The organism is Stenotrophomonas sp. Ste86 (assembly GCF_024519465.1).
Lineage (GTDB): Bacteria > Pseudomonadota > Gammaproteobacteria > Xanthomonadales > Xanthomonadaceae > Stenotrophomonas.
In genome coordinates this window covers 394,438-412,354 of record NZ_JALJRW010000001.1, presented here as the reverse complement: position 1 = coordinate 412,354, position 17,917 = coordinate 394,438, and the positions used below count along the sequence as shown (strand labels likewise).

Sequence of the window (17,917 nt, the reverse complement as noted above, 5' to 3'; positions counted from 1 at the left end):
GCTCACGCGTTCGCATTGAGGGCCCCTGGGGTGACGGCGCGGGCCTGGGTCTGGATTTCATCATAGGCCGCCGCGACGGCCGGAGCCAGAGCGCCCGTGTCCCCGCCTGGCTTTGCCGGGGCCGGAGGGGCAGGGAGGGGCGTGAGAAGAGAGCCGCGATCGCCGGTCCCCCTGACCGGCATCTCCGGGCTGGATGGCACGTGCAGCGGGGGGCAATCGAACTACGGCAGTTCCACCACCACTTTTCCCTTCGCGCGCCCGCTTTCCACATGGGCCAGCGCGCCTTGGGTGTCCTCGAACGGGAACACCCGATCAATGACCGGGACGATTGCGCCGGACTCGACAAGCGATGTGATGTCGCTCAGTTGCGCCCCATCGGCCCGCATGAAGACGAAGGAATACGTCACCCCCTTCCTCTCGGCCTTGCTGCGGATGCCGCGGCTGAGCAGGCGCATGACCTGCTTGAGCGGCCAGGCCAACCCGCGCGCGGTCGTAAAGGTGGGCGTGGGCGGGCCCGAGATGGAGATGAGATGGCCACCCGGCTTGAGGATCTGCAGCGAGCGCTCCAGTTCCTCCTTGCCCAGGCTGTTGAGCACCACATCGTAGTCGCGCAGTGCCGTGGCGAAATCCTGTTGCCTGTAATCGATGACCACATCCGCGCCCAGGTCCTTCACCCACGCCACGTTGGGCGTGCTGGTGGTGGTGGCCACGAACGCGCCAAGGTGTTTGGCCAGCTGGATCGCCACGGTGCCGACGCCGCCGGAGCCGGCCTGGATGAAGACCTTCTGCCCCGGTTTCAGCTGGGCGGTTTCGACCAGGGCTTGCCACGCGGTAAGCGCGACCAGCGGCAGCGAGGCGGCCTCCACCATGGTGAGGTTGCGGGGTTTGAGTGCCACGCATGCGGCGCTGACGGCGATGAACTCGGCGAACGTCCCGATGCGATCATCGTCGGGACGTGCATACACCTCATCGCCCGGTTTGAACTGGCGCACCCCGGCACCGACACGCTCCACCGTACCGGCCAGGTCGTTGCCCAGAATCAGCGGCAGGCGATACGGCAGGATCACCTTGAACTCGCCCCGCCGGATCTTCGTGTCCAGCGCGTTGACGCTGGCCGCATGCACGCGGATCAGTACATCGTCGTCGCGCAGCGCTGGCGTTGGCACGTCATCGATGTGCCCCGTTTCGTTCTTGCCGTACCGGTCGATGAGGAAGGCTCTCATGCGCGATAGCGCTCCGCAGCCTGCGCCTGCCGGACGTCCGAGAGCAGGCCCTGGCGCGATGCCTCCAGCGAGTCCCAGCGTGCGGCCACATGCAGCGGCGGAATGGTCACGGTTTCGCGACGATCAAAACCGACCAGGGCGGCGTCCACCAGCTCGCCGACATCCATTACCTCCGGCAACGTGTTGATGTCGATGCCGGCGCGCTCCCAGATCTCGGTGCGCGTGGCGGCGGGCAGCACGGCCTGCACGTAGACACCCTTGGGCGACAGCTCCAGGCTGAGTCCCTGCGACAGGAACAGCACAAAGGCTTTGGTTGCACCGTAGACGGACATGCCGAACTCGGGCGCCAGGCCCACCACCGAGCCGATGTTGACGATGGCGCCTTCGCCGGCGTTGGCCAGGCGGGGTGCAACGGCCGCGGCCAGGCGCGTCAGGGCGAGGGTGTTCAGTGTCACCAGCTGGTCGATGCTGTCGGCCGATTGCGCGGTGAAGCCACCGGACTGGGCGATGCCCGCGTTGTTGATCAGGATGCCGATACGCGCATCGTCGCGCAGGCGGGTTTCCACGTTGGCCAGATCGGTGGGCTGGGTGAGGTCGGCTGGCAGGACGTCTACGGCGACTCCGGTGTCCTGGCGCAGGCGGGCGGCCAGCGTGTCCAGGCGCGTCTTGTCGCGCGCGACCAGTACGAGGTCGTGGCCGCGGCGTGCGAAGCGTTCGGCGTAAACGGTGCCGATGCCGCTGGAGGCGCCGGTGATGAGGACGGTGGGAAGCAGGCTCATGGTGTGTCTCTTGGCATTGGGTGGGCGAGAAGGGGGGGGGGGCAGCGCGGCGCTGTCGAACGGATTACTGCGGCGTCGTATCGGTCAATGCGGGGTAGTCGGTGTAGCCCTCCGCGCCGCCGCCGTACAACGTGGCGGGGTTCAATGCGTTCAAGGGCGCGCCGGTCTTCAGGCGTTCCACCAGATCCGGATTGCTGATGAAGGCACGGCCAAACGCGATGAGGTCTGCCTTGCCTTCGGCGAGGTGTGCGCTGGCCAGGTCCAGGTCGTAGCCGTTGTTGGCCAGGTAGGTGCCCTTGAAACGACCGCGCAGCCCATCGAAGTCGAAGGGCGCCACGTCACGTGGGCCGCCCGTCGCGCCTTCAACCACATGCAGGTAAACGATGCCCAGCGCGCTGAGCTGGTCGACGATGTAGTCGTACTGCGGCTGCGGGTCGCTGACCGTGGCGATGGCGTTGGCCGGCGAAACGGGCGAGATGCGCACGCCGGTGCGATCCGCGCCGATCTCTTCGGCCACGGCGGCGGTGACCTCCAGCAGCAGGCGCGCGCGGTTCTCGATGGAGCCGCCGTAGGCGTCGGTGCGCTGGTTGGCGCCGTCCTTGATGAACTGTTCCAGCAGGTAGCCGTTGGCACCGTGGATTTCCACGCCGTCGAAACCGGCGGCGATGGCATTGGCAGCGGCTTGGCGGAAGTCGTTGACGATGGCCGGCAGCTCGTCGATCGCCAATGCACGCGGTTCGGACACATCGACAAAACCGTTGTGCACGAAGGTCTTGGTCTGCGCGCGGATGGCCGAGGCGGAGACGGGTGCGGCATTGCCGGGCTGCAGATCCACGTGCGAGATGCGGCCCACGTGCCACAGCTGCACGAAGATGCGTCCGCCGCGGGCATGCACGGCATCTGTGACCGCGCGCCAGCCGTCGATCTGGTCCTGTGTGTAAAGCCCCGGCGTGTCCTGGTAGCCCTGGGCCTGGGCCGAGATCTGGGTGGCCTCGGTGATGATCAGGCCGGCCGAGGCGCGCTGGGCGTAGTAGGTGGCGGCCAGCGGGCTGGGCACCAGACCGGCGCCGGCGCGGTTGCGCGTCAGCGGGGCCATCACGATGCGGTTGGACAGCGTTGTCGGGCCAAGGGGGTAGGGATGGAAGAGCGTCGGGGTCGTCATGGGGTCTGCGGTCGTGATCGTTGAGGGGGGCGTTGCGGAGGGGCGGAAGCCCGCTCCGGGGTAGGGGTGGCGCAATAATGATGACCGTAATCTTAGATGTCAATGGTTTGATGATGCACGTAATCTAAGTGTGGTAAAGTGCCGTACTTCCGCAGCACAGCGTTGCAGGGCATCGTTCATGAAGGTCACCAAGGCACAGGCGCAGGCCAACCGGGCGCACATCGTCGAAACCGCCTCCACCCTGTTCCGGGAGCGGGGATACGACGGCGTGGGCGTGGCAGACCTGATGGGGGCCGCGGGCTTTACGCACGGCGGCTTCTATAAGCACTTCGGGTCGAAGGCCGACCTGATGGCGGAAGCGGCCGCCTGTGGCTTTGCGACATCCGCCGAGGCATTGGCCGGGACCGATCTGCGTGCCTTCCTGACCTACTACCTGTCCCGCGAACACCGGGATACGCCGGGGCAAGGCTGCACGATGGCGGCGCTGTGCACGGATGCCGCGCGTCAGCCGGCGTCGGTCAAGGCTGCGTTTGCAACCGGTATCGAAGCGCAGCTGGAAGACGGCTCAGGTCGCGATGGCCAGATTGATGCTGCCGCCGCCGAGCGCAGCCGTGCGCGGCGGATCGCGCTGATTGCGCAGGCGGTGGGCGCGGTGGTGTTGTCGCGGTCCTGCCCGGACGATGCGGCACTGGCCGACGAGATCCTGGACGCCTGTCGGGACGACATACTGGCGCGGCTGCCGGATGCACCTGCGGCTTGAGGCCGTGCTTCAGGCGTGAGCTGCGCACGTAAGCGCGCGGCCCCTGTGGGGATGGCGACTTGAGAAGCCGCACGGGAATCAACAACAGCCGTGGGTGAACTCATACCCGATTGGTCACTATTTGCCCGCGTCACCGCGCAGCGCTACGCTTCACCGATGTCTACTTCATCCTCCGCAGCGCTCGACGCCGGGCGCGGCCCCGCTGAGCACGACGTGCGCACGCAGATCATCGAGGCGGCCACGGCGCACTTCAGTCACTACGGCTACGACAAGACCACGGTGTCTGACCTGGCCAAGGCCATCGGCTTCTCCAAGGCCTACATCTACAAGTTTTTTGCCTCCAAGCAGGCCATCGGGGAGGTCATCTGTACCAATTGCCTGGCGCAGATCGAAGGCGAGGTGCATGCGGCCCTGGAGGGGGTTGAAGCGCCGTCTGACAGGCTGCGGGTGCTGTTTACCGTGATCGTGGAGGCCAGTCTTCGCCTGTTCCTCCAGGATCGCCGCCTCTATGAAATCGCCGTGGCGGCCGCGACGGATCAATGGCCCTCGACCCAAGCCTACAAAGGCCGCATCCGGCAGCTGGTGGAAGAGATCCTGAAAGAGGGACGCGCGTCCGGCGTGTTTGAGCGCGCGACGCCGCTCGATGCGACCAGCCATGCGGTCTACCAGGTCCTGGTTCCCTATCTGAACCCAGTGACGCTTCCACACCTGGCGGCTCTGCATGCGGAAGCGCCTACGGCCTTGCAGGAGCTTGTGCTCAGGAGTCTTGCCCCGCAACGAAAGTGACTATTGACGAAAAAGGTCACTAGGAACAGAATGCCTCCGGATACCCCACTCCGGAAGACCGTATGCGGCGCCGTTTTGTACTCACAGCCATCTCCTGTGTTGTTCCGTTGTTCCTTGCGGCCTGCGGAACGTCGGATGACATCGACCCCCGGACCGCGCCGCCCATCGTCCGGGTTGCCCATGTGCAACCGGGCGCGGGAAACGCACGCACGTTTACGGGCACCATCGCCGCAAAGGTGCAGAGCGATCTGGCCTTCCGGGTCGGCGGCAAGGTCACTGAGCGCCTGGTCGAAACCGGTCAGACGGTCAAACGCGGCGATGTGCTCTACCGAATCGATCCCAACGACCTGAACCTGGCCGCGGCGTCCCAGCAGCAGGCGGTCATCGCGGCCCGTGCGCAAAGCGTGCAGGCCACGGCGGATGAAGCGCGGTATCGCGATCTGGCCGCCAAGGGCGTGGTGTCACGGTCGTCCTACGACCAGATCAAAGCGGCGGCAGACGCGGCGGCAGCAACACTCAGAGCCGCCGAATCCCAGGCCCGGGTTGCGCGCAATGCCAGCCACTACACCGCGCTCGTTGCCGATGCCGACGGGGTGGTCATGACCATCTCTGCTGAGCCCGGCCAGGTTGTGGCGGCGGGGCAGGTGGTTGCCCGGCTTGCCCGTGCGGGCAGCCGAGAGGCGGTCGTCCAGTTGCCCGAGACGCTTCGTCCTCAGATCGGTTCGGTGGCCCTGGCGTCGTCGTTCGGCGGAAGCGGCACGATCCCCGCGCGGTTGCGCGTGCTCTCTGAATCGGCCGACCCCGCAACCCGGACCTTTGAAGCCCGCTACACCCTGGAAGAGGGCAGCACGGCGCTGCCGCTGGGTTCAACGGTGACGGTTGAACTTGGCGGTGCAGCAGCTACCGGTGCGTCGGCAGGCGTGGACGTTCCGTTGGGCGCCCTGTTCGATCCTGGCACCGGACCCGGTGTCTGGGTGATCGGGGGTGAGCCGCTCAAGGCCAAGTGGACGCCGGTAGCCGTCAAGCAACTGGGCGATGACAAGGCGTTGGTTGAGGGGGCTTTTAAGGCATCGGATCGCGTGGCGGCCCTTGGCGCACATCTGCTCCGCGAAGGGCAGGTGGTTCGTCTGGCCGACACGGCCAAGCGCGCCGTGGCAACCGGAGCCCAGCGGTGAGTGGGTTCAATCTCTCGGCGCTTGCCGTGCGCGAGCGCGCCATCACCGTCTTCCTGATCTTCCTGATCTCGGTTGCCGGCATCGTGTCGTTCTTCCAGCTTGGCAGGGCAGAGGACCCCGCGTTCACCGTCAAAGTCATGACCATCGTGACGGCGTGGCCTGGCGCTACGCCCACGGAAATGCAGGACCAGGTCGCCGAGAAGCTGGAAAAGCGCCTGCAGGAGCTGCGCTGGTATGACCGCAGCGAAACCTACACCCGGCCTGGCTTGTCCTTCACCACACTGACGTTGCAGGACGGCACGCCGCCGTCGCAGGTGCAGGAAGAGTTCTACCAGGCGCGCAAGAAGATGGCGGACGAGGCCGCAAGCCTGCCCGCAGGCGTGATCGGCCCGATGGTCAACGACGAGTACGCGGATGTCACGTTTGCGCTGTTTGCGTTGAAAGCGAAGGGCGAGCCCTTCCGCACGTTGGCGCGCGATGCCGAAACCCTGCGCCAGCGCCTGCTGCACGTGCCTGGGGTAAAGAAGGTCAACATCATCGGTGAGCAGTCCGAGCGCATCTATGTGGAGCTGTCACACGAACGGCTGTCGAACCTGGGCATAACACCGCAGGACGTGTTCGGGGCGCTGAACGGACAGAACGCGTTGACCCCGGCAGGCTCGGTCGAGGCCAAGGGCCCGCAGATTTTCATTCGGCTGGACGGCGCGCTGGATCAGCTGGAAAAGATCCGCGATACGCCCATCGTCGCGCAGGGCAAGACCCTGAAACTGCAGGACATCGCCACCGTGAAGCGTGGCTATGAAGATCCCTCGACCTTCATGATCCGCAACGGTGGCGAGCCTGCCATGCTGCTGGGCATTGTCATGCGGGACGGCTGGAACGGCCTGGACCTTGGCGCCTCACTCGACGCGGAGGTCCAGAAGATCAATCAGGGGCTGCCGGTCGGGATGGCACTGGACAAGGTGACCGATCAGGCGGTGAACATCAGCGCGTCGGTCGACGAGTTCATGATGAAGTTCTTCGCCGCGCTGCTGGTGGTGATGCTGGTGTGCTTTGTCAGCATGGGCTGGCGCGTGGGTGTGGTGGTGGCGGCCGCCGTGCCGCTGACGCTGGCTGCTGTATTCATGGTGATGGCCGCAACCGGCAAGAACTTTGACCGCATCACGCTCGGCTCGCTGATCCTGGCGCTCGGCCTGCTGGTGGACGACGCCATCATCGCCATCGAAATGATGGTGGTGAAGATGGAAGAGGGCTATAGCCGGGTCAAGGCATCGGCCTACGCATGGAGCCATACGGCAGCGCCCATGCTGGCCGGCACCCTGGTGACTGCGGTGGGCTTCATGCCCAATGGCTTTGCCCGGTCCACTGCCGGCGAATACACCAGCAACATGTTCTGGATCGTGGGCATCGCGCTGATCGTGTCGTGGGTGGTCGCGGTGTTCTTTACGCCCTACCTGGGTGTGAAGCTTCTCCCTGAACTCAAGACTGTGGAAGGCGGTCACAGCAGTCTTTACGACACGCCGCGCTACAACCGATTCCGGTCGATCCTGGCGCGGGTGATCGCGCGCAAGTGGCTTGCGGCGGGTTCGGTGATCGGCCTGTTCGTGCTTGCTGTGGTGGGCATGGGGCTGGTGAAAAAGCAGTTCTTCCCCATTTCCGATCGCCCGGAAGTGCTGGTCGAAGTGCAGATGCCCTACGGCACGGCCATCGAACAGACCAACCTGGCCACCAGGAAGGTGGAGCAGTGGCTCGCTGGGCAGGAAGAAGCGAAGATCGTCACGGCTTACATCGGTCAGGGCGCACCCCGGTTCTACCTCGCCATTTCCCCGGAACTGCCCGATCCGGCGTTCGCCAAGATCGTGGTGCGTACCGACAGCCAGGAACAGCGCGATGCCCTGAAAGCACGACTGCGTCAGGCGGTGGCAGAGGGCTTGGCGCCCGAGGCGCGGGTGCGCGTGACCCAGCTGGTGTTTGGGCCTTACTCGCCTTACCCGGTGGCCTATCGGGTCAGCGGGCCGGACCCGGATGTCATTCGTGGCATTGCGGCAAAGGTTGAGCAGACCCTGCACGCCAGCCCGATGATGCGCACGGTCAATACTGATTGGGGCGTGCGCACGCCGACGCTGCACTTCACGCTGGATCAGGACCGCCTGCAAGCGATGGGAATGACGTCGGCCTCTGTCTCGCAGCAGTTGCAGTTCTTCCTGAGCGGGGTGCCGGTCACTGCCGTGCGCGAGGACATCCGCACTGTCGAGGTTGTCGCTCGGTCAGGCGGGGACACGCGCCTGGATCCTGCGCGGATTGCGGACTTCACGTTGGTCGGTGCTGCCGGCCAGCGCGTGCCGCTGTCCCAGATCGGCTCGGTCGAGGTGCGAATGGAAGAGCCGGTCCTGCGCCGTCGTGATCGGGTGCCCACCATCACCGTGCGCGGTGATATTGACGACGCATTGCAGCCACCGGACGTATCCGCCGCGATCAGCAAGCAGCTTCAGCCCCTGATTGCCTCGCTGCCCGAGGGCTACGCCATTGCCCAGGCCGGCTCCATCGAGGAATCGGGCAAGGCAATGAGCGCCATGCTGCCGCTGTTCCCGATCATGCTGGCGGTGACCCTGCTGATCATCATTCTGCAGGTGCGGTCCATCTCCGCGATGATCATGGTCTTCATGACCAGTCCGTTGGGGCTGATTGGCGTGGTGCCAACCTTGCTGCTGTTCCAGCAGCCGTTCGGCATCAACGCGCTGGTGGGGTTGATTGCGTTGTCGGGCATCCTGATGCGCAACACGCTCATCCTCATCGGTCAGATCCACGAGAACGAAGAAGCAGGCATGGAGACCTTCCACGCCATCATCGAAGCGACCGTTCATCGTGCGCGCCCGGTGATCCTGACCTCCCTGGCAGCGGTGCTTGCGTTCATTCCGCTGACCCATTCGGTGTTCTGGGGAACGCTTGCCTACACGCTGATCGGCGGCACCATCGCCGGCACCGTGATGACGCTGGTGTTCCTGCCGGCGATGTACGCCATCTGGTTCAAGGTCCGAGCGGAAAAGACCCCCGTTGCCTGACATTGGCGCGGACCTCTTTTATATGGGAAGTGATGTATGAGCAGTGCCGACAAAGATCGCATCGTGGTGACCGGAATGGGCGTGGTGAGTCCACTCGGCTGCGGGGTTGAAACCGTCTGGTCGCGCCTCCTGGCCGGGCGCTCCGGCATCGGATCGCTGGGCGCCGAGCTTGCGGCGGGCACCGGCTGTGAAGTGGGTGGCCGCGTGCCTGACCGCATTCAAGACCCGGAGGCTGGCTTTGATTCCACCGGGATCATCGCGCCGAAAGATCTCAAGAAGATGGACCGGTTCGTGGAGTTCGCGTTGGTCGCCGCCCACGAAGCGCTTGAGCAGGCGGGGTGGCAGGACGCCGATGCCCGCGGGCTGCTGCGAACGGCGACCGTGATTGCCACCGGGATCGGCGGGTTTGGATCCATCGTCAATGCGGTCCACACCACCGACAGCCGCGGGCCTGGCCGGCTGTCGCCGTTCACTGCGCCGACCTTCCTGGCCAACATGGCGGCGGGGCAGGCGTCGATCCGGTACGGGTTCAAGGGCCCGCAGGGCGCGCCCGTCACGGCCTGCGCGGCGGGTGTGCAAGCCATTGGTGATGCGGCGCGTCTCATTCGCTCCGGTGAGGCGGACATCGCGCTGTGCGGTGGGGCCGAGGCGGCGATGCATCGGGTCAGCCTGGGTGGATTCGCAGCGGCCAAGGCGCTCAGCACGTCGTTCAACGACACACCGCAGGCAGCCTCTCGCCCGTTTGATGAGCAGCGGGACGGGTTTGTCATGTCCGAAGGGGCAGGGTTGCTGGTGATCGAGCGCCTGGACCACGCCTTGGCGCGTGGCGCCACGCCGCTGGCCGAGTTGGTTGGCTACGGGACGACCTCCGATGCCTACCACCTGACGGCCGGGCCCGAGGATGGCAGCGGGGCGCGGCGGGCGATGGAGATCGCGCTGGCACAGGCAGGCATTACGCCGGCGCAGGTCGATCACATCAACGCGCATGCCACCTCCACCCAGGTGGGTGACCGGGCAGAGCTTGCGGCGATGCGCGCGCTGTTTGGTACCCGACCTGATCTTCTGATCTCTGCCACCAAGTCAAGCACGGGGCATCTGCTCGGGGCAGCGGGTGGCATCGAAGCCATTTTCACCGTGCTCGCTCTGCGTGATCAGATCGCGCCGGCGACGCTCAATCTGATGCGCCCGGATCCGTTGGCCGAGGGACTGTCGATCGTAGGCGGCGTACCGCGGAAAGCGGACATCGCGTTCGCCCTGACCAACGGGTTCGGGTTTGGCGGCGTGAACGCCAGCGCGCTGTTCCGGCGCCTGTGAACACTGCGGCCTCCACCCGTTGCGCAAGCAAAACCAGCCTGCGCTGGGAGAGGGCGAGGGAGCGCGCCAGGCGGTGCATCCGCGAAGCCGCCGCCACTGTCTTTGCGGAGGAGGGCTTTGAGCGGGCGACGATGAGCCGCATCGCGGCGGCCTGTGGCGTCACGAAGGTCACCCTGTACGCGCACTACCGCGACAAGGAGCGGCTTTACAGGTCGGTCATGGACGGCCACCTGGCATCGATGCCGTCAGACGCGCTGGACATGCACGGGGTTGCCGATCTGGGCGACGCGCTGATGCGTATCACGCAGGGCATCGGGCGATTGGCGGCAGATGCGTCGTGCCAGGCATTCTGCCGGGCGTTGTCGCACTCTGGTCCGGCCAGTAATGTCTACAGGGAACACTGGAACGCGATGCTTGCACCGTATTTCAGGCTTGCAGAAGACGCATTCACGAAGGCCTCGAGCCGCCCGACCAACGCCGCAGACAGCGAGAAGTTCCTGAGGCTGCTCCTCACAGAACACGGCTTGCCCGAAGGGGCCAGGCCGGCATCCGGGCCCGATGCAACCATCGCGCTATTCCTGCGGGCCTACGCGGCGCCGCTGCCAGGCGCGGGCGAATTTTGACGCGGTCTTGGCGCGTGCTGCGGATACTTCTCCGTCATTGTTCCAGAGGAGAAGGGCAATGGCCGCCAGACAGAAAAACCCGTCAAGCCCCAAGGTGCTGAGGATTGAAGCGATGCCGCTGGACTTCGGCGAAGCCGCCATCGTGATCGAGCTGGACGCCGAGCCGCCCAAGCGCTGGTTCAAGGCGCTCAAACGCGAGATGACCTACTCAGAGGGCCTCGAGACCGCGTCGGCGAAGTTCGACGGCTGCTTCGTTTACCTTGTGGGGCTGGAACCGGCCCTCGGGAGCGCCGTTCGCTGTGCGAGCCGGCTGCTTGCAGCGGTGCAGGAGGGCCTTGAACAGAAAGGCACTGGTTCTCCCGAAAGTGACCCGGCCGCTGACGATGCTCTGCATGTGGCTGCTTCCCTGCACGTGCCGCTTTCAGCGAGAGGCGAGATGAGGCCCTGATGGAGATGAGCGGCAGGGTGTGACGCGCACATCCAGGAATGTTGTCATCATGATGGCCCGGCGTGATGTCGGGCCATCGTCGTTCCCGGGGCTGGAAGGCATCGGAGTATCCTTCTCGACACCAGTCCGGTGCCGTGCAAAATGTGGTGAAGGAGCGGCGGTCCATGCCGCTCCTATGTGCAGCCACTTCAGCTCGCCGGAAATGGGACCTCCGGCAGAAAGTCTCCGTCCCTATTGATCGCTACGGGTCTCAGGCGGCCTTCGCGGCCTTGGCGTTGCCGCCGGCCTTGGCCAGGAGCGTCAGCTTCTCATCGGTTGCCTTTTCTTCTTCCAGGGTTTCCAGCAGGAGCGGCAGCGCGTCCTTGTAACCCAGCTGCTTGGCTAGGGCAGCGATGGTGCCGTAGGACGCGATCTCGTAGTGTTCAACCTTCTGGGCACCGCCGATAAGCGCGGCATCGCGCACTGGGCCTTCCTCGATGCTGTCGATGGCTTCCTTTCCTTCTTCAACCAACCCCTCCATGGCAGCGCATTTGATGCGCTTGAGCCGAATACCCAGCAGCTCGACCACCTGGTCGATGCGCTCGATCTGGCCCTGGGTCTCCTCAAGATGGGTTTCGAAGGCGGCGGCCAGGTCCGGGTCGGTGGCGGCGCGCGCAAGGCGGGGAAGCGCCTTGGCCATCTGCTTCTCCGCGCTGTAAATGTCCGACAGTTCGTGGATGAACAGGTCTTCTGCGGTCTTGATCGCCATGAGGATTCTCCGGGTTGGTGGTGGGTGGAGCGCTGAAGCTAGGCGCACTCTCGTTAGGCGCGTGCGCAGATCCGTGAAGGTCTGCTACACGCGTGCCACGTCCCACTGGCGCACGGCACGCACATCCCTTTCCTTTCGTCGTTCAGGTGTCGGTGACCGGCTCGCACGCGTGGCGGAACCCGCTCACGCGCTTGGCCCAGAGGCCGCAATTCAGGATGGAAGGCGTGAAGGGGGATGCAATGCATGTTCACGGGCGCCCCACCGTTGGGAGGCTAGAAAGAGGTCCAGTAGTGGACCAAGGCCTTGGGCGTGACCGCTGCCCAACTCAAGGACGCGGTCAAGGCCGTGGGCCCGACCTCGGTAGCGGTTCGCAAGCATCTGGGCAAGTGACGGTCGGTGGGGATGTTCCGCACTGAACATAGCCGCACGTCCAGCATCTGGAACGCAAAGTCGGATCGCTTGTGACGTTCAGAAGGAGCCGCAATGCATCGAGCCGTCGTATGTGTCGCTGTCATCTTCGCCTTGTCCGGGTGTGGTGGCGGGAATACAGCATCCAGCGTCCAAGCGCCCGGGGCCGAAGAAACCGCGAAGACCAAAGCGCTCGAGATCGGGGCAGCCCTCCTGCAGGACCGACCGCCGGTCGATGCCATCAACGCCTATCTGGATGGGTTCCATTTCTACAACGGTCAGATGCAGGTCCAGATGGAAGCCCATCACTACTGCGCCATCCTCAACGAGGATGTCATCCAGTGCACGATCTACGACGGCAACGTGAAAGACGCCAAGTTGATGGGGGTGGAGTACATCATCAGTGAGACGCTCTTTGCAGGCCTTCCTGAGCAGGAAAAGGCGCTATGGCACAGCCACGTTCAAGAGGTGAAATCCGGTCAGCTCATCGCGCCAGGGATTCCCGAGGTGGCCGAGCATGCGCTGATGGGGAAGCTCATCCATACGTACGGAAAGACCTGGCACACCTGGCACACAGACCTGGACAAAGACCTGCCCCGAGGCATGCCGCAGCTGATGATGGGATTCACCGCAGATGGCCAGGCGGACCCGGCCATGGTTGCTGCCCGTGACGCCCGGCTCGGGGTCAGTAGTGAGGACAAGCGAAAGCGCCGTGCCGACATCGCCGCGCCTCCAATCGATGCAGGCGCCGATGCGTGGCAGAAGGGGAAGGTCATCCAGATAGAGGACCCGACGGGTGGACATGCTCACGCCGGGAAGGAAGACGCCGACGCGCGGTCCGACAGGGACAAGAATGCGACGTCCAAGGGCAGCTCATCAGGACGGTGAGAGTGGACGTCGAGGCCAAGGCCAGGACGTCCGCCGGCTACTATCTCGTTTCGATGGCAAGGGCCCGATGGAACACTGGCAGCATTGGGTTGCGCTGTATTTCCCGTGCCAACGCGTGCTCCGAAGAACGCCTGGAAGGCTCGCCAATAGCCGAGAGCCGCGCGTTGCTGACGGCGTGATGCGAGCCGCACTGCCCACAGCGAAAAAGCGCACCACCTGGAAGCTCCATCAGAGAGCCAAGGGTTGAGGCCGTGGTTGTACTGCAATGGCCGCATTCCACGGTCAGCGCCAGAATGCGCTCTACTTCGCCGGAAGAGGCATAGCTCGCTTCAAAGGAGCGAATGACAAAAGATGCTGAGGTGGGCATCGTTGCTCCTGAACAGGGGGAATGAGCAGAGCATCTCCGGAAACCCGTGACGGGATTGTCGTGATGGGCCGCCGTGTTGTTCCGTCACCACTGCCGTGCCGATTGACACCCACGCCGGTGGCCGCCTGGGATCGCCCAGGCCGCGTGCTGTGTCATCCTCCGGTGTAGCTCGTGTCTACCTGCCCACGTCCATGGCGCAGGTGATCGCCCGGTTCGCCTCCAGCTCTGCCAGCCGTTCGCGCAACGCCGCATGCACCCGCGTATACGCACTGCTTCCGAGCAACAGCCGCCGCGGCGCCACTGCGGCGTCGGCGCACGCGATGATCGCGGCCACCATCTTCTCCACGTCCCCATCGATCGAGAACGCGCCCGCGTTCTCGCCAAACAACGCGCTGCGGATGGCACCGCTGGGGGTATCGGCGTAGGCGGGCAGGGCGTCGGCCTGGTCCAGCGCACCGCCAAAGCCCGTGGCCGTCGGGCCCGGCTCGATCAGCGTCATCTGGATGCCAAAAGGCGCCACTTCCTGCGCCACTGCTTCCACGAACACTCTGCTGGCACTGATTCGTGGAAGGCAGTAAGCCCGTGCCGCTTACCCACGTCGGCTTGCGATCATGCGCGCCGCATCCTGCGAGGGTGGCAGACCGAAGGCACGCGCGTATTCGCGGGTGAACTGGGTGGGACTCTCATAGCCGACATCAAGAGCGGCTGCGGTAACGCTTGTTCCCCGCGTCGACAGAATTTGACGGGCCTGCAGCAGGCGCAGCTGTTTCTGGTACTGAAGCGGACTCAGTGCGGTGGCGGACTTGAAGTGCCGGTGGAAGGCCGACTCGCTCATTGCCACCTGTTCGGCCAAGGCGGCGATTCGAAGCGGTTTGGCGTAGTCGCTACGGATGCGCTGGATCGCGCTGCTGATACGCGCCAGCGCCGAATCCGGTGTGGCCAACTGCCGCAGCATGCAGCCGCGTGGCCCCTGCAGCACGCGGTACAGGATCTCGCGCTCGTACGCCGGCGCCAGCGCGGGTATCTCGCCGGGGCGTTCCATCAGGCGCAGCATGCGCACCCACGCATCCATCAGCTCCGGGGTGACGGCAGCGACGCTGAAGGCCTCGGTCTGGGTGGAGGGCTCGCCGCGCCCGGTGGCGGCATCGGTGGTATCGCACAAAAGCGCTGCGATGATGCCAAGGTCCAGCGTGAGGCTCACCGCCAGGTACGGCTCGCCGGTGCTGGCCGGGTGCACGGCACCCACCGCCGGCAGGTCCACGGACATGATGAAGTACGTGGCCGGGTCGTATTCGAGGGTCTTCTCACCCACCGTCATGGATTTGCTTCCCTGCAGGATCAGGTTGATCATCGGCTCGTATACGGCCGCCAGGGCATGCTCCGGGATCTCGCCTTGCACCATGGCAACGCGGGGAATACCCGTATCGGTACGGCGATTTTCGGCATGCGCCGCGAGGCGGCGCAGTTCTTCCAGTGCGTTATCCATGACAGCATTGGACACCCGCCGCAGGGGGCTGGCAAGGCGGAAAGCAGGAATAGGCAGGAATTGGCGAGGATCAGGTCGGCGCGCCGCAGTCGGCGACCCTAGCCTGTGCATCTCCCCTCACTGCACAGGACCACCTGCATGAAACACGTACTGATCACCGGCGGCAGCCGCGGCATTGGTGCCAGCGCCGCGTTGCACTGCGCGCAGCGCGGCATGGGCGTCATCCTCACCTACAACGCCCAGCCCCATGCTGCCCGGCTGGTAGTGGAGCGCATCCAGGCAGAAGGCGGCACGGCAGTGGCCCTGCAGCTGGATGTGGGCAACACCGGCAGCTTTGCGGCATTTGCCGCGAAGGTGAAGGACACCTTGCAGGGTACCTGGGGCGCCTCCGCGCTGGCTGGCCTGGTGAACAACGCCGGGTTTGGGCTGTTCAATCCGATCGAGACCGTGACCGAGGAACAGTTCGACGGTCTGTTCAATGTGCACCTGAAGGGGCCGTTTTTCCTTACCCAGGCACTGCTGCCGCTGCTGGGTACTGGCGCGAGCATCGTCAACGTCACCAGTGCCACCACGCGTGTGGCCACCGCCGGGGTGGCGCCATACGCTGCCGTCAAGGGTGGGCTGGAGGTGCTTACCCGCTACATGGCCAAGGAGTTCGGCGAGCGCCGCATCCGCGTCAATGCCGTCGCACCCGGGGCGATCCGTACCGAACTGGGCGGCGGCCTCAATGATGAATTCGAAGCCCTGCTGGCCGCCCAGACGGCACTGGGCCGGGTAGGTGAGCCGGACGACGTAGGCCGCGTCATTGCCGGGCTGCTCGGTGATGAGCAGGCGTGGGTCAATGCGCAGACCATTGAGGTTGCAGGCGGCTACAACATCTAGTTCGCAACGGGAGTACGACATGCTCGACCACATTTTCCTCACTGTCACCGACACCACCCGCTCGGTCGCGTTCTACACGGCCGCGCTGGCCCCGCTGGGCATCGTCAACCGGCTCGACTACGACGGTCGGCAGGGGCCTCCCGGCCACCCGGACCTGAAAGGCTTCGGCGCAGGCGGCCGGGTCTTCTTCTGGCTGCGGCAGGGCGTGGCGGCGGCGCAGGCGGCACACGTTGGCTTCGTGGCAGACTCCAGCGCGATGGTCGATGCAGCGCATGCCGCCGCGATGGCCGCCGGCGCCAGCGAGATCCACCCGCCTGGCCCGCAGTTGCACTACGACCCGCGCTACTACGCCGCGCAGGTGCGCGATCCGGATGGCTACAGCCTGGAGTTCGTCTACAAAAGCTGGCAGCACGGCCATGAATGACGCCGCCGCATCGCACCCCGTGCAGGCCACGGTGGTTGACTTCATCAACGCCACGAACGCCTTCGATATCGAACGGGCCTTGGCCTTGTTCAGCACGACGGCAGTGATCGATGACCCGTCCACCGGATGCACCTTCAACGAGCACGCCGGTGTGCGTGACTATCTGAAAAAGTACTTCCTGGGTTACCACACGGTTACCCGGCTGCTGTCGCTGGAAGGTCTTGGCGATGTACGTGCAAGAGCCCGGGTCGATTTCACTGGCGATTTCGGTCACGAGATCGGATTGCTTCTAGTGGCCGTGGATCCCGCAGGCCTTATTTCTCGCATTGACGCCGCACTCGAGTAGGGTGGCGAGGAACACATCATGAAGACATTGATGATCTACGGTGCATCCGGCTACACCGGGCGCATGGCTGCCGCGCACGCGGAAGAAGCTGGGCTGAAGCTGGTACTGGCGGGGCGCGACGAAGCTCCGCTGCAGGCGCTGGCCAAGCGCCTTGGCGTGGAGTACCGCGTGTTCGCGCTGGATAACGCTGGCGATGTGGACTACGGGCTGCAGGACATCACGGTGCTGCTCAACTGCGCTGGGCCGTTCGCGCACACCGCGGGTGCGCTGATGGAGGCTTGCCTTCGTGGGGGCGTCCACTACCTGGATATTGCCGCCGAGCTGGACAGCTACCAACTGGCCGAGCGCCATGACCTGACCGCCACTGAGGCGGGGGTGATGCTGCTGCCGGGTAGCGGGGGTAGCGTGGCGATGCTTGGCAGCCTGGCCGCGCGTGCCGTTGAGCGTGTGCCGTCACCGGTGTCCATCCGTATCGCGTTGCACGTAACGGGGTCGATGTCGCGCGGATCGGCGATCAGTGCCAGCCAGCACGTAACTGCACAGTGTCTGATGCGCAGAGATGATGTGCTCACGGCGCACGCGCCGGACGCGCTGCAGGACCTCGATTTCGGCAATGGGCTGGTGAGCTGTTTCCCGGTGACGCTGCCTGACCTGATCACCATCGCCAGGCAGACCGGGGTTGGCGATATCGAAACCTACGTGCATGTGTCTGGCAGCGCGTTCCCCGAAGGCGGCATCGATGCACTGCCGGATGGACCCACCGCGCAGGAGCGCGCCGACAACCGGTACCAGGCAGCGGTAGAGGTGCTAGGCGCCGACGGTGCCATCACCCGCGCGGTGCTGGATACCGTGAACGGCTACAGCTTCACGCCCCTGGCCGCGGTCGTGGCTGCGCGCCGTGTGCTGGCAGGGGAAGCGCGTCCAGGCTTCCACACGCCTGTAGGTGTATTCGGCAGCGACTTCGCAGAGACCATCGCCGACACCCGTATCACCTTCATTGACCCAGCCCCTTCCACACCTCACTAAGGAATCCACC

18 protein-coding genes and 1 pseudogene are annotated in these 17,917 nt (G+C 65.0%); 13 read left to right on the top strand and 6 right to left on the bottom strand.

Annotated features, from left to right (window positions below; translation table 11 throughout):
* Positions 1 to 221: 221 nt before the first annotated feature.
* From NR101_RS01880 to NR101_RS01870, 3 genes are all read right to left on the bottom strand, one after another.
* Entirely contained in the window at positions 222 to 1,223 is a 1,002-nt protein-coding gene (locus NR101_RS01880) for an NADP-dependent oxidoreductase (RefSeq protein ID WP_256774465.1), read from the bottom strand.
* Positions 1,220 to 2,002: an SDR family oxidoreductase gene (locus NR101_RS01875; RefSeq protein ID WP_256774464.1), complete on the bottom strand. Its 783-nt coding sequence runs from the start codon at positions 2,000 to 2,002 to the stop codon at positions 1,220 to 1,222. Before NR101_RS01875 ends, NR101_RS01880 begins: the two co-directional genes overlap by 4 nt.
* Positions 2,003 to 2,066: 64 nt before the next feature.
* The gene (locus NR101_RS01870; RefSeq protein WP_256774463.1) at positions 2,067 to 3,164 is read right to left on the bottom strand and encodes an alkene reductase; all 1,098 of its coding nucleotides are present in this window, start codon (positions 3,162 to 3,164) and stop codon (positions 2,067 to 2,069) included.
* 178 nt (positions 3,165 to 3,342) lie between these two features.
* Here NR101_RS01870 and NR101_RS01865 point away from each other — a divergent pair, with 178 nt between their 5' ends.
* From NR101_RS01865 to NR101_RS01835, 7 genes are all read left to right on the top strand, one after another.
* Positions 3,343 to 3,924, top strand: a complete 582-nt coding sequence (locus tag NR101_RS01865; RefSeq protein ID WP_256774462.1) for a TetR family transcriptional regulator — start codon at positions 3,343 to 3,345, stop codon at positions 3,922 to 3,924.
* 156 nt (positions 3,925 to 4,080) lie between these two features.
* A complete protein-coding gene (locus NR101_RS01860) occupies positions 4,081 to 4,710 on the top strand; it encodes a TetR/AcrR family transcriptional regulator (RefSeq protein WP_256774461.1) in 630 nt (209 codons plus the stop codon).
* 62 nt (positions 4,711 to 4,772) lie between these two features.
* Positions 4,773 to 5,885 carry an efflux RND transporter periplasmic adaptor subunit gene (locus NR101_RS01855; protein ID WP_256774460.1) on the top strand — a complete coding sequence of 371 codons (1,113 nt, stop codon included), beginning with the start codon at positions 4,773 to 4,775 and terminating at the stop codon, positions 5,883 to 5,885.
* Complete coding sequence (locus NR101_RS01850; protein ID WP_256774459.1) at positions 5,882 to 8,947, top strand: efflux RND transporter permease subunit; 3,066 nt, start codon at positions 5,882 to 5,884, stop codon at positions 8,945 to 8,947. The genes NR101_RS01855 and NR101_RS01850 overlap by 4 nt, the downstream gene beginning before the upstream one ends.
* Positions 8,948 to 8,983: 36 nt before the next feature.
* Positions 8,984 to 10,261, top strand: a complete 1,278-nt coding sequence (gene fabF / locus NR101_RS01845) for a beta-ketoacyl-ACP synthase II (protein ID WP_256774458.1) — start codon at positions 8,984 to 8,986, stop codon at positions 10,259 to 10,261.
* Positions 10,258 to 10,884 carry a TetR/AcrR family transcriptional regulator gene (locus NR101_RS01840; RefSeq protein ID WP_256774457.1) on the top strand — a complete coding sequence of 209 codons (627 nt, stop codon included), beginning with the start codon at positions 10,258 to 10,260 and terminating at the stop codon, positions 10,882 to 10,884. The genes fabF and NR101_RS01840 overlap by 4 nt, the downstream gene beginning before the upstream one ends.
* Positions 10,885 to 10,942: 58 nt before the next feature.
* On the top strand, positions 10,943 to 11,332 hold the full coding sequence (locus tag NR101_RS01835; protein WP_256774456.1) for a hypothetical protein: 390 nt from the start codon (positions 10,943 to 10,945) through the stop codon (positions 11,330 to 11,332).
* A gap of 250 nt (positions 11,333 to 11,582) precedes the next feature.
* Here NR101_RS01835 and NR101_RS01830 read toward each other — a convergent pair whose 3' ends face one another.
* Positions 11,583 to 12,080: a ferritin-like domain-containing protein gene (locus tag NR101_RS01830; RefSeq protein WP_256774455.1), complete on the bottom strand. Its 498-nt coding sequence runs from the start codon at positions 12,078 to 12,080 to the stop codon at positions 11,583 to 11,585.
* A gap of 279 nt (positions 12,081 to 12,359) precedes the next feature.
* Here NR101_RS01830 and NR101_RS01825 point away from each other — a divergent pair.
* Positions 12,360 to 12,470, top strand: a pseudogene (locus tag NR101_RS01825) (DUF3606 domain-containing protein); the annotation flags it as partial.
* A gap of 93 nt (positions 12,471 to 12,563) precedes the next feature.
* Positions 12,564 to 13,376: an OBAP family protein gene (locus NR101_RS01820; protein WP_256774454.1), complete on the top strand. Its 813-nt coding sequence runs from the start codon at positions 12,564 to 12,566 to the stop codon at positions 13,374 to 13,376.
* Positions 13,377 to 13,918: 542 nt separating this feature from the next.
* Here the strand turns inward: NR101_RS01820 and NR101_RS01815 are convergent.
* Entirely contained in the window at positions 13,919 to 14,290 is a 372-nt protein-coding gene (locus NR101_RS01815) for a hypothetical protein (RefSeq protein ID WP_256777693.1), read from the bottom strand.
* A 42-nt stretch (positions 14,291 to 14,332) separates the two neighbouring features.
* Positions 14,333 to 15,340, bottom strand: coding sequence for an AraC family transcriptional regulator (locus tag NR101_RS01810; RefSeq protein WP_256774452.1), 1,008 nt, complete (start codon positions 15,338 to 15,340; stop codon positions 14,333 to 14,335).
* Between the two features lie 27 nt (positions 15,341 to 15,367).
* On the opposite strand from NR101_RS01810, the gene NR101_RS01805 reads away from it, so the two are divergent.
* From NR101_RS01805 to NR101_RS01790, 4 genes are read left to right on the top strand one after another with little or no spacing between them, the layout of a single operon-like run.
* Positions 15,368 to 16,111 carry an SDR family oxidoreductase gene (locus NR101_RS01805; protein ID WP_256774451.1) on the top strand — a complete coding sequence of 248 codons (744 nt, stop codon included), beginning with the start codon at positions 15,368 to 15,370 and terminating at the stop codon, positions 16,109 to 16,111.
* Between the two features lie 19 nt (positions 16,112 to 16,130).
* Positions 16,131 to 16,535: a VOC family protein gene (locus tag NR101_RS01800; protein WP_141056987.1), complete on the top strand. Its 405-nt coding sequence runs from the start codon at positions 16,131 to 16,133 to the stop codon at positions 16,533 to 16,535.
* The gene (locus NR101_RS01795) at positions 16,528 to 16,881 is read left to right on the top strand and encodes a nuclear transport factor 2 family protein (protein ID WP_256774450.1); all 354 of its coding nucleotides are present in this window, start codon (positions 16,528 to 16,530) and stop codon (positions 16,879 to 16,881) included. The genes NR101_RS01800 and NR101_RS01795 overlap by 8 nt, the downstream gene beginning before the upstream one ends.
* 18 nt (positions 16,882 to 16,899) lie before the next feature.
* Positions 16,900 to 17,907, top strand: a complete 1,008-nt coding sequence (locus NR101_RS01790) for a saccharopine dehydrogenase NADP-binding domain-containing protein (RefSeq protein WP_256777692.1) — start codon at positions 16,900 to 16,902, stop codon at positions 17,905 to 17,907.
* Positions 17,908 to 17,917 lie beyond the last annotated feature (10 nt).

Bases quoted from the DNA above. Each gene is read 5' to 3' on its own strand.
- NR101_RS01830 (WP_256774455.1), bottom strand. From the start codon at position 12,080: ATGGCGATCAAGACCGCAGAAGACCTGTTCATCCACGAACTGTCGGAC.
- NR101_RS01795 (WP_256774450.1), top strand. From the start codon at position 16,528: ATGAATGACGCCGCCGCATCGCACCCCGTGCAGGCCACGGTGGTTGAC.
- NR101_RS01805 (WP_256774451.1), top strand. From the start codon at position 15,368: ATGAAACACGTACTGATCACCGGCGGCAGCCGCGGCATTGGTGCCAGC.
- NR101_RS01865 (WP_256774462.1), top strand. From the start codon at position 3,343: ATGAAGGTCACCAAGGCACAGGCGCAGGCCAACCGGGCGCACATCGTC.
- NR101_RS01880 (WP_256774465.1), bottom strand. From the start codon at position 1,223: ATGAGAGCCTTCCTCATCGACCGGTACGGCAAGAACGAAACGGGGCAC.
- NR101_RS01790 (WP_256777692.1), top strand. From the start codon at position 16,900: ATGAAGACATTGATGATCTACGGTGCATCCGGCTACACCGGGCGCATG.
- fabF (WP_256774458.1), top strand. From the start codon at position 8,984: ATGAGCAGTGCCGACAAAGATCGCATCGTGGTGACCGGAATGGGCGTG.
- NR101_RS01800 (WP_141056987.1), top strand. From the start codon at position 16,131: ATGCTCGACCACATTTTCCTCACTGTCACCGACACCACCCGCTCGGTC.
- NR101_RS01870 (WP_256774463.1), bottom strand. From the start codon at position 3,164: ATGACGACCCCGACGCTCTTCCATCCCTACCCCCTTGGCCCGACAACG.
- NR101_RS01860 (WP_256774461.1), top strand. From the start codon at position 4,081: ATGTCTACTTCATCCTCCGCAGCGCTCGACGCCGGGCGCGGCCCCGCT.
- NR101_RS01810 (WP_256774452.1), bottom strand. From the start codon at position 15,340: ATGCACAGGCTAGGGTCGCCGACTGCGGCGCGCCGACCTGATCCTCGC.
- NR101_RS01875 (WP_256774464.1), bottom strand. From the start codon at position 2,002: ATGAGCCTGCTTCCCACCGTCCTCATCACCGGCGCCTCCAGCGGCATC.
- NR101_RS01855 (WP_256774460.1), top strand. From the start codon at position 4,773: ATGCGGCGCCGTTTTGTACTCACAGCCATCTCCTGTGTTGTTCCGTTG.
- NR101_RS01835 (WP_256774456.1), top strand. From the start codon at position 10,943: ATGGCCGCCAGACAGAAAAACCCGTCAAGCCCCAAGGTGCTGAGGATT.
- NR101_RS01820 (WP_256774454.1), top strand. From the start codon at position 12,564: ATGCATCGAGCCGTCGTATGTGTCGCTGTCATCTTCGCCTTGTCCGGG.